At 63.6% G+C, this 14,109-nt stretch carries 16 protein-coding genes; 13 read left to right on the top strand and 3 right to left on the bottom strand.

From position 1 onward, the window contains the following. Nucleotides 1-122: 122 nt before the first annotated feature. From RA26_RS07245 to RA26_RS07185, 13 genes are all read left to right on the top strand, one after another. A complete protein-coding gene (locus RA26_RS07245) occupies nt 123-578 on the top strand; it encodes a universal stress protein (protein WP_019297030.1) in 456 nt (151 codons plus the stop codon). 21 nt (nt 579-599) lie between these two features. Further along, nucleotides 600-1,199: a 2-hydroxychromene-2-carboxylate isomerase gene (locus RA26_RS07240; protein WP_039181912.1), complete on the top strand. Its 600-nt coding sequence runs from the start codon at nt 600-602 to the stop codon at nt 1,197-1,199. Between the two features lie 69 nt (nt 1,200-1,268). Then, entirely contained in the window at nt 1,269-1,835 is a 567-nt protein-coding gene (locus tag RA26_RS07235; protein ID WP_039181909.1) for a NifU family protein, read from the top strand. Between the two features lie 21 nt (nt 1,836-1,856). After that, on the top strand, nt 1,857-2,453 hold the full coding sequence (gene tsaB, locus RA26_RS07230) for a tRNA (adenosine(37)-N6)-threonylcarbamoyltransferase complex dimerization subunit type 1 TsaB (RefSeq protein ID WP_039181903.1): 597 nt from the start codon (nt 1,857-1,859) through the stop codon (nt 2,451-2,453). Next, the gene (locus RA26_RS07225) at nt 2,446-2,871 is read left to right on the top strand and encodes a GNAT family N-acetyltransferase (protein WP_039181900.1); all 426 of its coding nucleotides are present in this window, start codon (nt 2,446-2,448) and stop codon (nt 2,869-2,871) included. Before tsaB ends, RA26_RS07225 begins: the two co-directional genes overlap by 8 nt. 156 nt (nt 2,872-3,027) lie before the next feature. Further along, nucleotides 3,028-4,023 (top strand): BMP family lipoprotein, encoded by a 996-nt coding sequence (locus RA26_RS07220; protein ID WP_039182112.1) that lies wholly within the window; start codon nt 3,028-3,030, stop codon nt 4,021-4,023. Between the two features lie 17 nt (nt 4,024-4,040). Next, a complete protein-coding gene (locus RA26_RS07215; protein ID WP_039181898.1) occupies nt 4,041-4,394 on the top strand; it encodes a nuclear transport factor 2 family protein in 354 nt (117 codons plus the stop codon). After that, complete coding sequence (locus RA26_RS07210; protein WP_039181894.1) at nt 4,391-5,920, top strand: ABC transporter ATP-binding protein; 1,530 nt, start codon at nt 4,391-4,393, stop codon at nt 5,918-5,920. The genes RA26_RS07215 and RA26_RS07210 overlap by 4 nt, the downstream gene beginning before the upstream one ends. Beyond that, nucleotides 5,921-7,015 (top strand): ABC transporter permease, encoded by a 1,095-nt coding sequence (locus tag RA26_RS07205; protein WP_039181891.1) that lies wholly within the window; start codon nt 5,921-5,923, stop codon nt 7,013-7,015. After that, nucleotides 7,015-7,980, top strand: coding sequence for an ABC transporter permease (locus tag RA26_RS07200; RefSeq protein ID WP_039181888.1), 966 nt, complete (start codon nt 7,015-7,017; stop codon nt 7,978-7,980). Before RA26_RS07205 ends, RA26_RS07200 begins: the two co-directional genes overlap by 1 nt. Before the next feature lie 181 nt (nt 7,981-8,161). Continuing rightward, nucleotides 8,162-9,085 (top strand): sulfite exporter TauE/SafE family protein, encoded by a 924-nt coding sequence (locus RA26_RS07195; RefSeq protein ID WP_039181885.1) that lies wholly within the window; start codon nt 8,162-8,164, stop codon nt 9,083-9,085. 110 nt (nt 9,086-9,195) lie between these two features. Continuing rightward, nucleotides 9,196-10,119 (top strand): sulfite exporter TauE/SafE family protein, encoded by a 924-nt coding sequence (locus RA26_RS07190; protein ID WP_039181881.1) that lies wholly within the window; start codon nt 9,196-9,198, stop codon nt 10,117-10,119. A 2-nt stretch (nt 10,120-10,121) separates the two neighbouring features. Further along, nucleotides 10,122-10,907 (top strand): TIGR02186 family protein, encoded by a 786-nt coding sequence (locus RA26_RS07185; RefSeq protein WP_039181878.1) that lies wholly within the window; start codon nt 10,122-10,124, stop codon nt 10,905-10,907. A 167-nt stretch (nt 10,908-11,074) separates the two neighbouring features. On the opposite strand, the gene RA26_RS07180 is transcribed toward RA26_RS07185, so the two are convergent. The 3 genes from RA26_RS07180 to RA26_RS07170 form a co-directional block, all read right to left on the bottom strand. Beyond that, nucleotides 11,075-11,812: an SDR family oxidoreductase gene (locus RA26_RS07180; RefSeq protein ID WP_039181876.1), complete on the bottom strand. Its 738-nt coding sequence runs from the start codon at nt 11,810-11,812 to the stop codon at nt 11,075-11,077. Then, nucleotides 11,809-13,347, bottom strand: coding sequence for an ATP-dependent DNA helicase (locus tag RA26_RS07175; protein WP_039181873.1), 1,539 nt, complete (start codon nt 13,345-13,347; stop codon nt 11,809-11,811). The genes RA26_RS07180 and RA26_RS07175 overlap by 4 nt, the downstream gene beginning before the upstream one ends. Nucleotides 13,348-13,410: 63 nt before the next feature. Continuing rightward, nucleotides 13,411-14,052: an acyl-homoserine-lactone synthase gene (locus RA26_RS07170; RefSeq protein ID WP_039181870.1), complete on the bottom strand. Its 642-nt coding sequence runs from the start codon at nt 14,050-14,052 to the stop codon at nt 13,411-13,413. Between the last annotated feature and the right edge of the window lie 57 nt (nt 14,053-14,109).

Here is a 14,109-nt window from a genome sequence, read left to right as displayed (position 1 = left end):
GAATATGCCCGGCCGGCACAAAGTCTAGGGCCAGAAATACGCAGCGTTGACGGCTCTTTGGCTCTATTGCCTGATCGCCCCGCATGCGCCATGATCCGCGGTGCAACAACGAGAGAGCGAAGATGCGCAAATTCCTTGTGGTCCTGGACGACAGCCGCGAATGCCTGAACGCCATGCGCTTTGCCGCGATGCGGGCGGCGCACACCGGCGCGGGCGTCACCATCCTGTCGGTTATTCCCCCGGATGAGTTCAACCACTGGATCGGCGTCGGCGAAGTGATGCGCGAGGAAGCGCGCGAGCGCATCCATGCTCATTTCGAAGTTTTCGCCAAATGGATGCGCGACCGCCAGAATGTGGACCCGGAACTGGTGATCCGCGAGGGTGAGCCGGTGCCGGAAATCCTCGACTTTATCGAGGGCGATCCGGAAATCGGCGTTCTGGTGCTGGGTGCGGGCACCGGCCGCAAGGGACCCGGGCCGCTGGTCACCCAGCTCACCAAGAACTCCGGCGCCCTGCCGGTGCCGATTACCATCGTGCCCGGCGACCTCAGCAAGGAAAAGCTGGAAGCAATCACCTGAGCAGAAAGGACGGCAGAGGCGATGACCGGCAGGATCACATTCTGGTTCGAATTCGCCTCCACTTACTCCTACCTCAGCGTGATGCGGATCGGCGAACTTGCCGCCGCCCGCGGCGTTGCCGTTACCTGGAAACCGTTTCTGCTCGGTCCAATTTTTGCCGCTCAGGGCTGGGACACCTCGCCTTTCAACATCTATCCAGCCAAGGGCCGCTACATGTGGCGCGACATGGAACGGATGTGCGCGGCCCGCGGCCTGCCCTTCTGCCGTCCGGAAGTGTTCCCGCAGAACGGGCTGATGGCAGCGCGTCTGGCACTGGCGGCGGCGGAAAAGGACCGGATTGAGGCCTTCGCCAAGGCGGTGTTCCAGGAGCAGTTCGGCGCGGGCGCGGATATCGCAGATGAAACTGTCTTGCAGAGCTGCCTGAGCAAGGCGGGCCTTTATCCCAGCCTGATGCAGCGGGCGCAGGCGCCGGACATCAAGTCGGCACTGCGGGCGCAGACCGATGAGGCCATTGCCGCGGGCATTTTCGGCGCGCCCAGCTTTACCAGCGGGGCGGAACTGTTCTGGGGCGATGACCGGCTGGAGCAGGCGCTGGAGCACGCCTCGGGCAGCGAAATTTAGAATCGTTCCAAATCTTGACTTGGCGGGCCGCAGGGCGCATATCGGGGGCACGCTTAACGGAGACCCGACATGTTCATTCAGACTGAATCCACGCCAAACCCGGCGACGCTGAAATTCCTGCCGGGCCAGACCGTTCTTGAGGTCGGCACCGCCGACTTCCCCAGCGCAGACGCTGCCGGAAAATCGCCTCTGGCCTCCCGCATCTTTGCGGTCGAGGGCGTGACCGGCGTATTCTTCGGCAACGACTTTGTCACCGTGACCAAAGCGGACGGCGTCGAATGGGACCACATCAAGCCTGCTATTCTGGGCGCGGTGATGGAGCACTATCAGTCCGGCCAGCCGGTGATGGCGGATGGGTCTGCCGATCCGGCTTCGGGCCATGCCGAGCATTCCGGCGAGGACGCCGAGATCGTCAACCAGATCAAGGAACTGCTGGACAGCCGGGTGCGCCCGGCGGTGGCCCAGGACGGCGGCGACATCACCTTCCACGGCTTTGACCGCGGCGTTGTCTACCTGCACATGCAAGGCGCCTGCGCCGGCTGCCCGTCCTCGACGCTGACCCTGAAGATGGGCATCGAGAACCTGCTGCGCCACTACATCCCGGAAGTCACTGAAGTGCGCCCGGTTGCTGTCTGACCGCGCGCGAGAGGACATCTGATGGCTTCCGAACCGCTGGTTCTGGGATTTGACACATCGGCCGCGCATTGCGCGGCCGCTTTGCTGCGCGGTGATGCGGTGCTGGCCTCCCGGCTGGAAGAAATGTCGCGCGGCCAGGCCGAACGGCTGATGCCGCTCCTGGAGGAGGTGCTGGCCGAGGGCGGCGCCACGTGGGCCGATCTTGATGCCATTGGCGTGGGCATTGGTCCCGGCAATTTCACCGGTATCCGCATTGCGGTCTCTGCCGCCCGCGGGCTGGCGCTGGGGCTGGAGGTTCCGGCGGTGGGGGTAGACGGGTTTGAGGCCCGCGCCGCCGAGGGGTCATTGCCCGCCGTGCCTGCGCCGCGCGACCAGGTCTATGCCGCCCTGCCAGGGGAGGCACCGCGTTTGTTGCCCCGCCAAGAGGCCGAGGACGCCGCCCGCGGTGCCGGGCTGGCGTTTGCGCCCGAAGCAAGCCCGGCAGGGATCGCCGAAGCGATTGCGCGCATCGCGGCACAGAAGTTTGAAACCGTGACGGAGCCGCCCGCACCGCTGTACCTGCGTGCGGCTGATGCGGCCCCCTCCAGCGACGTGCCGCCGGCACTGATTGATGAGTGACCCGCTGACACCGGCGCAGATGGCCGCCACCCATGCCGCGGCCTTTACCCAGTCGCGGCCCTGGTCGGCGCTGGAGTTTGCCGCCCTCTTGGACAGCCCGCTGGTCTTTGCCGCCGGCGATGCCCGTTGTTTCGCCCTGGTCCGGGTGATTGCAGATGAAGCGGAACTGCTGACCATCGCCACCGATCCTGCCCATCAGCGGCAGGGACTGGCCCGGGCCTGCATGGCAGACTGGGAATCAGCCGCCCGCGCGCGCGGTGCAGCAGAGGCCTTCCTGGAAGTCGCCGAAGATAACGCACCCGCACAAGCGCTGTACCGCGTCGGCGGATTCGCGGAATGCGGGCGCCGGGCGGGATATTACCGCCGCAAAGACGCCAATCCGGCGGATGCGATCCTGATGAGAAAGTCTTTACGCTAGGCCAGTTGCGCGGATTTCGCACCAAATGGTCAAAAAGCGGTTGACCCCCTCCCTGCCCTGCAGGCTAAATTGCCGCACCCTCTAAGGCCTGAACGGGGCCGGGCAGCGGAAAAGCCCCGCTGCATCCAACAAATAATGACAGTGGGAGTTAACCTGATGACCCTGATGAAACCGCTGATGGGCGCAGCCGCGACGCTGGCCCTGACCGCAGGTGCCGCACTGGCGGAACCGGCCCTGATCTTTGATCTGGGCGGCAAGTTCGACAAGAGCTTCAATGAGGCCGCACACGGCGGCGCCCAGCGCTGGACCGAAGAGACCGGCGGAACCTACCGCGAGATCGAACTGCAGTCCGAAGCCCAGCGCGAGCAGGCGCTGCGCCGCTTTGCCGAGGCCGGCGCCAACCCGATCGTGATGGTCGGCTTCGCCTTTGCTGATGCCCTGGGCCAGGTGGCTGCTGATTATCCGGACACCAAATTCACCATCATCGACATGGTGGTCGAAGGCGACAACGTGCGCTCGGTTGTCTTTAACGAACACGAAGGCTCCTACCTGGTTGGCATGATGGCCGCCATGGCGTCCAAATCGAACACCGTCGGCTTCATCGGCGGCATGGACATCCCGCTGATCCGCAAGTTCGCCTGCGGCTATGCCGAAGGCGTCAAGGCAGCCAACCCGGATGCCACTGTGATCGCCAACATGACCGGCACCACCCCGGCGGCCTGGAATGACCCGGTCAAAGGATCTGAGCTGACCAAGGCGCAGATCAGCCAGGGCGCGGACGTGGTCTATGCCGCGGCGGGCGGCACCGGTGTGGGCGTGCTGCAGACCGCAGCCGACGAAGGCATCCTGTCGATTGGTGTCGACAGCAACCAGAACCACCTGCACCCGGGCAAGGTGCTGACCTCGATGACCAAGAAGGTCGGCAACGCCGTGTTTGAGGCCTTCAGCGATGGAGCCGACATGGAAACCGGCTTCTCTGTCATGGGTCTGGCCAACGGCGGTGTCGGCTATGCCATGGATGAGCACAACGCGTCGCTGGTCTCGGCTGAGATGCAGGCCGCTGTGGACGAGGCTGCTGCCAAGATCGCCTCGGGCGACATCAAGGTGCATGACTACATGTCCGACGACAGCTGCCCTGTGCTGAGCTTCTAAGAAGAAAGCCCCAGGCCATGACGGATTCACTACACATTCTGTTTGAAGCCTGGGGCGACCCATCGCCCGAAACACGCGCCGGAAAGACGGACGCGGCAATCGGGCCCGGTTTTTATTACTCCGATCCCAACACACCCGCCCCGATCACCACACGCGACGCCTATCTGGACTATATCGCGCAGTTCAGCGCGATGATGCCGGGCGCTGCGGCGAATGTGGTTGCCGTCTCCGAACATCATGGCCATGCGCGCGCCACGGTGGATTTCGAGAAGGATGGCAAACGCATGGTGCGCGGACAGTATTTTGCCGATCTCGAGGACGGCAAGGTGGTGCGGCTGATCGGATTTACAGGCATGGGAGAGCCCGATTGACCGCCCCCGCCATCGAACTCAAAGGCATTTCCAAGGCCTTTGGCCCGGTCCAGGCAAACAAGGACATTTCCATCAGCGTCGCCCCCGGCACCATTCACGGTATCATCGGTGAAAACGGTGCGGGGAAGTCGACGCTGATGTCGATCCTCTATGGCTTCTACAAAGCCGATTCAGGCGAGATCTGGATCAAGGGCAAGAAGACCGCGATCCCGGACAGCCAGGCGGCGATTGCCGCAGGCATCGGCATGGTGTTCCAGCATTTCAAGCTGGTGGAGAATTTCACCGTGCTGGAGAACATCGTGCTGGGGGCTGAGGACAGCGGCATGCTGATGCCTTCGCTGCGCCGTGCCCGCAAGGAACTGAAGGCGCTGGAGGAGGAATACGAACTGTTCGTCGATCCCGACGCCCGCATCGATGAGATCGGCGTTGGCATGCAGCAGCGTGTGGAAATTCTCAAGGCGCTTTACCGCAAGGCCGAGATCCTGATCCTGGATGAGCCTACCGGTGTTCTTACCCCAGCCGAGGCCGACCAGCTGTTCCGCATCCTCGACCGGCTGCGCGCGGAAGGGAAGACCATCATCCTGATCACCCACAAGCTGCGGGAGATCATGGAATACACCGACACAGTGTCCGTCATGCGCCGCGGCCAGATGACCGCCACCGTCAAAACAGCTGAGACCAGCCCCGAGCATCTGGCCGAGCTGATGGTGGGCCGCAAAGTCCTGCTGCGCGTCGATAAGGTCCCAGCCCAGCCCGGTGCCCCGATCCTGGAGATCGAGAACCTGCGGGTGGTGGACAGCGCCGGCGTCGAGCGCGTTAAGGGCATCGACCTGACCGTGCGGGCCGGCGAGATCGTCGGAATCGCCGGGGTCGCAGGCAACGGCCAGTCGGAGCTGCTGGAGGTACTGGGCGGGATGCGCCCCGGCACCGGCAGCATCAAGCTGCATGGCACGCCCCTGCCCCTGCACGGGCTAGGGTCCGATGCCGCCGCGCGGCGTGACGCCCATATCGGCCATGTGCCGGAGGACCGCCAGCGCGAAGGCCTGATCATGGATTTCCACGCCTGGGAGAACGTGGCCTTCGGCTACCACCGCGATCCGGCCTACAAAAACGGCGTGCTGATGAACAACGCCGCCTTGCGCGCCGATACCGAGGCCAAGATGGAGAAATTCGACGTTCGCCCGCCCGATCCCTGGCTGGCGGCCAAGAACTTCTCCGGCGGCAACCAGCAGAAAATCGTGGTGGCGCGTGAGATTGAGCGCAACCCCGACCTGTTGCTGGTCGGCCAGCCGACCCGCGGCGTCGACATCGGCGCCATTGAATTCATTCACAAGCAGATCGTCGAGCTGCGCGACCAGGGTAAGGCGATCCTGCTGGTCTCGGTCGAGCTGGAGGAGATCCTGTCACTGGCAGACCGGGTTGCTGTGATGTTTGACGGCATGATCATGGGCGAACGCCCGGCGGATCAAACCGATGAGAAAGAACTCGGCCTGATGATGGCCGGTGTCGCGGGGGAGGCCGCGTAAATGGACAAGATGCCGAAATGGGCCGATGTGGTCCTGATCCCGCTGATCAGCCTTTTCCTGGCCGCGATCCTGTCGGCCCTGGTGATCCTCGGGATCGGCGAAGATCCGGTGGCCGCGGTCAAGCTGATGGTCGATGGCGCTCTGGGCTCCACCTATGGCTGGGGCTATACGCTCTACTACGCCACCAATTTCATGTTCACCGGCCTTGCGGTGGCGATTGCCGCCCACGCGGGCCTGTTCAACATCGGCGGCGAGGGCCAGGCGATGCTGGGCGGGCTGGGCGTGGCGCTGGTCTGCCTGCTGATCCCGTGGCCGCATTGGACGCTAGCGCTGGTCTTTGCGGCGCTTGGCGCGGGCCTTTTCGGTGCGGCCTGGGCCGCAATCCCGGCCTATCTGCAGGCCAAGCGCGGCAGCCATATCGTGATCACCACCATCATGTTCAACTTCATCGCCGCGGCGGTGCTGAACTATGTGCTGGTGAACCTGCTGCGCCCCGAAGGCTCCATGGATCCGGCCACCGCACGTTTCCCCGAGGCGGTGCATCTGCCCTCCCTGCATGAGCTGCTGGCACCGATCGGGATCGAGTTCTCGAAATCCGCACCGGCCAACGTCAGCCTGCTGGTCGCCGTCGGCGCCTGCCTGTTTGTCTGGCTGCTGATCTGGCGCACACCGCTGGGTTACGAAATCCGCAGCTTGGGCAAATCGGAGCCCGGTGCGCGTTATGCCGGTATTTCCTCTGTCCGCACCATCATGATCGCGATGCTGATCTCCGGCGCGCTGGCCGGCATGATGGCTGTGAACAACGTGATGGGCGAGGCAGAACGGCTGGTGCTGAACGCCACCGAAGGCGCCGGTTTCATCGGCATTGCGGTGGCGCTGATGGGGCGCAACCACCCGTTCGGCGTGTTCCTGGCGGCGATCCTCTTTGGCTTCCTCTACCAGGGTGGCGCCGAACTGGCGCTCTGGACCTCGATCCCGCGGGAGCTGATCGTGGTGATCCAAGCCCTGGTGATCCTGTTCACCGGCGCGCTCGACAATATGGTGCGGATGCCGTTGGAGCGGATCTTCCTGATGATGCGGAAGGGGCAGAACTGATGGATTTCCTGACGATCATCCAGCTCTTGGATTCCACCGTCCGCCTGGCCACGCCGCTGCTGCTGGCCTGCCTTGCGGGTTTGTTCTCGGAGCGCGCGGGCATCTTCGACATCGGCCTTGAGGGCAAGATGCTGATGGCGGCTTTCTTCTCCGCCGCTGTTGCTGCCGTCACCGGCAATGTCTGGCTGGGGCTGCTGGCGGGCATTGGCTCCTCGCTGCTGCTGGCAGGCCTGCATGGGGTGGCCTCGATCACCTTCCGCGGCAACCAGCTGATTTCCGGCGTGGCGATCAATTTCCTAGCCGCGGGCATGACGGTGCTCATCGCTCAGGACTGGTTCCAGCAAGGCGGCCGCACGCCGTCGCTGATCGGCGGCGGGCGGTTCACCCCGATCAACCTGCCCTTTGCCGAAAGCCTCTCCGGCGTGCCAGTGCTGGGTCCGGTCTATGCTGAGCTGCTCTCGGGCCACTCGATCCTGGTCTACATTGCCTTCCTGGCGGTCCCAGCCACGTGGTGGGTGCTGTTCCGCACCCGGTTTGGCCTGCGCCTGCGCGCGGTGGGCGAGAACCCAGCCGCGGTGGACACTGCCGGCGTCTCGGTTGTCGGCCTGCGCTATGCGGCGGTGCTGATCTGCGGCCTGTTGTGCGGCATTGCAGGTGCATATCTGGCCACTGCGCTGCAGGCGGGTTTCGTCAAGGACATGACCGCAGGCCGCGGCTTCATCGCCCTGGCGGCCCTGATTTTTGCCAAGTGGCGGCCCTGGCACGCTATGGGCGCCTGCCTGCTGTTCGGCCTGTTGCAGGCGATTGCGCTGCGCTTCCAGAACATTGAGCTTGGTGGCATCACCATCCCGGTGCAGGCAATGGACGCGCTGCCATACGTGCTGACGGTGGTCATCCTGGCCGGTTTCGTCGGCAAGGCGATCCCGCCCAGGGCCGGCGGCGAACCCTATGTGAAAGAGCGCTAAGCTCAGCGCCAGACACAGCATAACGCCCGGCCCTTCGCCGGGCGTTTCCTTTTCCCGCCCTTCTCCTGCAGGCGCGGGAGCACCCGGGCTTTAGATCCAGATCATGACCAGCTGTCGGTCCTGTCTGCCGGATTGCCGCCTGACCGGTTGACCCGGCGCTTTGCGGTTGCTGTATGGGCGCATGCACATCTTCCTCCCCATCGCCGAGGTTTCGGTCAACTTTTTGCTGCTCCTGGGTATTGGCGGCGCTGTAGGGGTTCTGTCTGGCATGTTCGGAGTGGGCGGCGGCTTTCTGATCACGCCGCTCCTGTTCCTGATCGGCATCCCTCCGGGGGTTGCAGTGGCCACATCGGCCAACCAGGTGGTAGCCTCGTCCGTATCCGGACTGATGGCGCATTTCCGGCGTCGCACTGTGGATCTGAAGATGGGTTACGTGCTGCTGGGCGGCGGCCTCATGGGGGCTGCTCTGGGGATGGCCATTTTCAACTGGCTCAAGCAGCTGGGCCAGGTCGATCTGGCGGTGCAGCTCTGCTATGTGCTGTTCCTTGGTGTGATCGGCGCACTGATGTTTGTCGAAAGCGTCAACGCTATCCGCAAAGCCCGGCAGGCCGGCGGCGCCCCCGCCTACAAGCGGCGCCAGCGGTCCTGGGTGCATGCCCTGCCCTACAAGATGCGGTTCAAGGCCTCCGGGCTTTACATCTCGGTGATCCCGCCCGCGCTGGTTGGCTTTGGTGTTGGCATCCTGTCGGCGATCATGGGTGTTGGCGGCGGTTTCATCATGGTGCCCGCGATGATCTACATCCTCGGCATGCCCACCAAGGTGGTGATCGGCACCTCGCTCTTCCAGATCATCTTTGTCGCCGGGTTCACCACAGTGATGCACGCCACCACAAACTACACCGTCGACGTGGTGCTGGCGCTGTTCCTGTTGATTGGCGGCGTGGCAGGCGCCCAGCTGGGAACCGTGATTGGCGCTAAGCTCAAGGCGGAACAACTGCGGGTCCTGCTGGCCCTGCTGGTGCTGTCGGTCTCGGTCAAGATCGGGTTTGAGCTGCTACTGGAGCCAGCCGACGTTTTTTCCCTGACCGTGCTCAACCTGCCCTGAACCGCCGGAGCGGCAGCTATAAGTCCAGTTTGCAACGGCAAATCAGTCCTGCACGCTGCAGAGCGGCATAGATCATTGATTTTTGATATGACTGCGGTCTAACAAAGAACATGCAGATATACCTTCCCATAGCTGAGGTCTCAGTGAATGCCTTCCTTCTCCTGGGCCTTGGGGGAATGGTCGGGGTTCTCTCAGGCATGTTCGGAGTCGGCGGCGGCTTCCTGATGACGCCGCTTTTGTTCTTTATCGGCATCCCGCCCGCGGTGGCGGTGGCCACGGAAGCAAACCAGATCGTCGCCTCGTCCTTCTCCGGCGTGCTGGCGCATTTCCGAAGGCGGACAGTCGATATCAAGATGGGGCTGATGCTGCAGGCCGGCGGCCTGATGGGCGCGGCGCTGGGGGTTGTGGTGTTCAACTACCTCAAGGCGCTGGGTCAGGTCGATCTGCTGGTCAAGCTCTGCTATGTCGTTTTCCTCGGCGTGGTCGGCGGGCTGATGTTCATCGAAAGCCTGAACGCGATCCGCAAATCCAAGAAGGCGGGCGGCGCCGCGCCCGCAGCCCGGCGCCAGCGCGGCTGGGTGCATGCGCTGCCGTTCAAGATGCGGTTCCGCACCTCTGGCCTCTACATCTCGGTGATCCCCCCCATTCTGGTAGGCGTCTGCGTTGGTATCCTGGCCGCGATCATGGGTGTCGGCGGCGGCTTCATCATGGTGCCTGCGATGATCTACATCCTCGGCATGCCAACCAAGGTGGTTGTCGGCACCTCGCTGTTCCAGATCATCCTGGTCACTGGCTTCACCACCATGCTGCACGCCACAACCAACTATACCGTAGACATCGTGCTGGCGGTTCTCCTGCTTGTCGGCGGTGTTATCGGCGCCCAGATCGGCACCCGCATCGGTGTCTACCTCAAGGCAGAACAGCTGCGCATCCTGCTGGCGCTGATGGTGATCGTCGTCTGTGTGAAACTGGGCCTCGACCTTCTGCTGCAACCGGCTGAGCTGTTCTCGCTCGGCGAAGCGGGAGGCCACTGATCATGCGCAAACTGCTGCTGTCCGCCCTGACTGCTGCCACCCTGGCACTGCTGCCGCAATCCGCAGCCCAAGCCGCCAAGGAAGAGGTCGTATTGGGTCTCAGCCAGGACCGCGTGGCAATTACCGCCACCTTTGACGGTTCGGAAATCCTCATCTTCGGCGCGGTCAAACGCGAGACCCCGATCCCTGCTGACGAGCCGCTGGAGGTGATTGTCGCGGTGTCCGGCCCAGCCCCGTCCGTGATGGTGCGGCGCAAAGAAAAGAAGCTGGGCATCTGGGTCAACGTCGACAGCGTTCTGGTCGACTCGGCGCCGGCGTTCTACGCAGTGGCCACCAGTGCCCCCTTTGCCCAGGTGCTGCGCGACACGGAAGACCTGCGCTACAGGGTGTCGATCCGGCGAGCAATCCGCTCGGTCGGCGCTGCCATGCATATCCGCGGTGCCCAGGCTTTTGCCGATGCGGTGATGCGGATCCGCGAAAAGAACGGGCTATATTCCCTGCGTGAAAACACAGTGGCGGTAGACGAGCAGACCCTGTTCCGTACAGCGATCAAGATGCCTGCCGACCTGACCGAGGGCGATTACCAAACCCGCATCTTCCTGACCCGCGGCGGCGAAGTGGTGTCGAGCTACGAGACCTCAATCGACGTGCGCAAGGTCGGGCTGGAACGGTTTCTGTTCTCGCTCTCGCGCGAGCAGCCGTTTCTATACGGCCTGATGTCGCTGGCAATTGCGATTGCGGCCGGCTGGGGGGCATCTGCTGCGTTCAGCCTACTTAGGAACCGCTAAGGAGGGGCGCTGCCCCTCTTGGCCGCGCGGCCAATTCACCCCGGGGTATTTCCAACCAGAAAGAAACCAAAAACACCGGGCTTTTTTCTGGTTCTCAACTACTCTGCACAGCGCCACGCCCAGCGGGAGCAGGGCATCTTGGAGGCACTGGCGACGGGCGGGAGAGCTTACCCGCGGCCGATATAGGGCATTTTGGTCGCCATCACCGTCATGAACTGCACATTGGCCTCCAATGGCAGGCTGGCCATGTGCAGCACCGACTTCGCTGCGTCTTCAACTGCAAATGTATGCATCGGCTCAGCGCCGGGGTTGGCCTCTGAGTGGCGCTGGCTCAGATCCTCGACCATCGGGGTGCGGGTGTTGCCGATATCGATTTGGCCGCAGGCGATATCATAGGGGCGCCCATCCAGCGACAGACTTTTGGTAAGACCGGTGATGGCCGCCTTGGTGGCCGCATAGGGCGCCGAGTGGGGCCGTGGCACATAGGCAGCGATGGAGCCGTTGTTGATGATCCGCCCGCCTTGCGGGGATTGCAGCCGCATCTGGCGGAAGGCGGCGCGGGCAGTCAGATACATGCCGGTGAGGTTCACGTTCACCGAAGCGAACCAGTCCTCCAGCGGGATCTCGTCAATGGTGCCAGGTGGGGTGAAGATACCCGCATTGTTGAACAGCACATCAAGCCGCCCCGCAGCCATAGCAAAGCTGTTCACCGCATGATCGACCGCCGCCGGGTCAGTTACATCGGCGGGCAGAACATTGGCATTGGCATAGCCCATCGCCACTTCTTCAAGCTTCTCTGCCCGGCGTGCTGTCAGGCCGACCTGCCAGCCCTCGGCCAGGAATAGTTCTGCAACAGCGCGGCCGATGCCGGAACTGGCACCGGTAATCAGGATTGATTTGCTCATGCCGGGGTCTCCTCCTGTGCTTCCAGCGTCAGCGCCGCCGCAGGCACCGCCTTCAGGTCATCCACCTGCAGCGGGCCCGAAGGCTTAGCCAGGCGGTTCCTGACAACCCAGATCAGCCGTTCCTGAGCCCGCGTGATGGCCACATAGGCCAGCCGTTTCCACAATGGCTGGCCGGCCTCCACCCGCCCCATCCGGGCGGCGGCATAGATATCCGGAGCGAAGACCTGAGTGGTGTCCCACTGGCTGCCTTGCGCCTTGTGGATGGTTACCGCCGCGCCATGCAGGAAGGTAGCGCCCATACGGGCTGCGTAGGGGATGAAAGGTTCCTCTTCATCCGGTTTTTCAATCTTCACGATAGAGGCGGCGGACACCTGAGGATCCTCCGCCCCCATTACATGCAGGCGCGAAAATCCTGGCTTGCGGCCGGAGCCGAGAAAGATCACCTGCGCGCCCTTGATCAGGCCGCGGGCCTCCAGGTCCAGGCGTTTCTTCCGGTGCTTCACCGGCAGTTCGATGCCGTCGCAAATCAGCGGCTCACCGGCGATCAGTTCATCTTCCGGCGCGCCGTAGACTCTGCGGAAAGCGTTGATCAGCCGGATGCGGGTGTTGTTGCGCCAGACCAGCACAGGCGAGCGCGCCATCAGGTCGACCTCGACCCGCTGCCCCCAGACCACACGCTCGTCGCGGCGCGCCGTGTCTTCGATCATCCGCTCGAAATCCTCAAACCCCAGCTGCGGATCGGCCAGCGCATGCGCCAGATCCAGGATCGGGTTGCCCGCCTCCTGCCGATGGATGCGGTTCAGGATCAGGCGGCGCGGCTCTGGCAGCGCGTCAAACACCATCGACCCCGACTGATTGACCGGCGCCAGCTGGGCCGGATCTCCGAACAGGATGAGGTTCGGGAAAATCTCCTTCAGATCCTCGAACTGGCGGTCGTCCAGCATCGAGGCTTCATCGACAAAGCCGATATCCAGCGGCTCCTCGCGCCGTTTCCAGCCGGTGATGAAGTCGGAGCCGCGCAGGCCCGCGGCGGCCAGCGCGCCGGGGATCGACTTGTTCCTTTCATAGAAGGCGGCGGCACGGGCCAGCGCCTCTTCGGTCAGCCCTTCGATCTCAGGCTGATCACCCTGCCCTGCCAGCCATTCGGCGATCTTCTCGAACTCGGGGTCATAGACCGGGGTGTAGAGGATGCGGTGAATGGTGGTCGCGGGCACGCCGCGCAGGCGCAGCACGCTGGCGGCCTTGTTGGTTGGCGCCAGGATCGCCAGGGTGCGGCGGTCGTCGCCTTTCTTGCGGCTTTCGTAGTCGCCGGAGACGACCTCGACACCTGATTGCTCCAGCGCCTTGTAAAGCTCCGCCAGCAAGAGCGTCTTGCCCGATCCCGCCTTGCCGATCACCGCCATCACCCCGGCGTCGCCGCGGGGCGGATGCAACAGCCCGTCATCAAGGTCCACCCCCGCCTGGCGCAGGAGTTCGGTCACGCTGTCATAAGCGGTGGCCTGGTCGTCGGAAAACTGTACGGGCAGAGCTGTCATGGCGCGACCCTACAGCCGCGGGGCCGGGTCCGCCAGAGGCACCGGCCCCGGAATGCGCGTCTGTCAGGCTGTAAGCGCCAAGGGCATCGCGGCCCCTGCCCCGCCAAACGAACGGTCGAACCAAAGCTGCGAGAGTTCCGGAGCGATGCCCGCCTTGGACGCCACGTTCAAGTACACTTGAGGCGTGTATTCCCACAGGCCAAGGCAGATGCGCTCCCGCCCCTCTCCCTGGGTGCCGATCACCTCGGGGCTGAAGCCCAGGCTGCGGTAAATCCGCACCATACGGCGGTCAAAGACGCCGGCGAAATGCGCGACGGAGAAGTTTCGCATAATCTCCACCCCGCCAAGCGTCAGCGCGCCAGCCACGCTGGTCCCCGCATCGCGCGACAGGCAGAACCGGGTGCATTCCCAGATCAGCGGGCTGCAGATGGGCACACCGCCCGCGAGTTCCAGGAACACATCATTGACCATCACCGGTCCGGTGGTCGGCAGGAACCGCATGGAGCCGCCATGGCTTCCATCGGGCATTTCCCAGATCACATACAGCGGGTCGAGCGCGTCATACTGATCCTGTTCCTCACCGTTCAGATCGACCTGCACGTCCCAGCCCAACCGGGTTTTGAACTGGTCCGCCCGGTCCCGGAACATCGAGTGCGCCAGGAAAGCATGATTTTGAAGATCGCGGCCATAGATAAAGCGAAGCATAATGTAGTCCCCTTCTGGTTGAACAGTGGGGACAGGGTACGGCCAGAACCGACAATC

Source organism: Leisingera sp. ANG-M7, from assembly GCF_000813965.1.
Classification (GTDB): Bacteria; Pseudomonadota; Alphaproteobacteria; order Rhodobacterales; family Rhodobacteraceae; genus Leisingera.
Note: the sequence above shows the minus strand (reverse complement) of the source record. Positions and strands in the feature narration are given on the sequence as shown.

What these genes read in the sequence shown, in the direction of transcription:
- RA26_RS07190 (WP_039181881.1), top strand. Translation starts at nt 9,196, where the DNA reads ATGCAGATATACCTTCCCATAGCTGAGGTCTCAGTGAATGCCTTCCTT.
- RA26_RS07175 (WP_039181873.1), bottom strand. Translation starts at nt 13,347, where the DNA reads ATGACAGCTCTGCCCGTACAGTTTTCCGACGACCAGGCCACCGCTTAT.
- RA26_RS07235 (WP_039181909.1), top strand. Translation starts at nt 1,269, where the DNA reads ATGTTCATTCAGACTGAATCCACGCCAAACCCGGCGACGCTGAAATTC.
- RA26_RS07245 (WP_019297030.1), top strand. Translation starts at nt 123, where the DNA reads ATGCGCAAATTCCTTGTGGTCCTGGACGACAGCCGCGAATGCCTGAAC.
- RA26_RS07195 (WP_039181885.1), top strand. Translation starts at nt 8,162, where the DNA reads ATGCACATCTTCCTCCCCATCGCCGAGGTTTCGGTCAACTTTTTGCTG.
- tsaB (WP_039181903.1), top strand. Translation starts at nt 1,857, where the DNA reads ATGGCTTCCGAACCGCTGGTTCTGGGATTTGACACATCGGCCGCGCAT.
- RA26_RS07215 (WP_039181898.1), top strand. Translation starts at nt 4,041, where the DNA reads ATGACGGATTCACTACACATTCTGTTTGAAGCCTGGGGCGACCCATCG.
- RA26_RS07240 (WP_039181912.1), top strand. Translation starts at nt 600, where the DNA reads ATGACCGGCAGGATCACATTCTGGTTCGAATTCGCCTCCACTTACTCC.
- RA26_RS07225 (WP_039181900.1), top strand. Translation starts at nt 2,446, where the DNA reads ATGAGTGACCCGCTGACACCGGCGCAGATGGCCGCCACCCATGCCGCG.
- RA26_RS07220 (WP_039182112.1), top strand. Translation starts at nt 3,028, where the DNA reads ATGACCCTGATGAAACCGCTGATGGGCGCAGCCGCGACGCTGGCCCTG.
- RA26_RS07170 (WP_039181870.1), bottom strand. Translation starts at nt 14,052, where the DNA reads ATGCTTCGCTTTATCTATGGCCGCGATCTTCAAAATCATGCTTTCCTG.
- RA26_RS07185 (WP_039181878.1), top strand. Translation starts at nt 10,122, where the DNA reads ATGCGCAAACTGCTGCTGTCCGCCCTGACTGCTGCCACCCTGGCACTG.
- RA26_RS07200 (WP_039181888.1), top strand. Translation starts at nt 7,015, where the DNA reads ATGGATTTCCTGACGATCATCCAGCTCTTGGATTCCACCGTCCGCCTG.
- RA26_RS07180 (WP_039181876.1), bottom strand. Translation starts at nt 11,812, where the DNA reads ATGAGCAAATCAATCCTGATTACCGGTGCCAGTTCCGGCATCGGCCGC.
- RA26_RS07205 (WP_039181891.1), top strand. Translation starts at nt 5,921, where the DNA reads ATGGACAAGATGCCGAAATGGGCCGATGTGGTCCTGATCCCGCTGATC.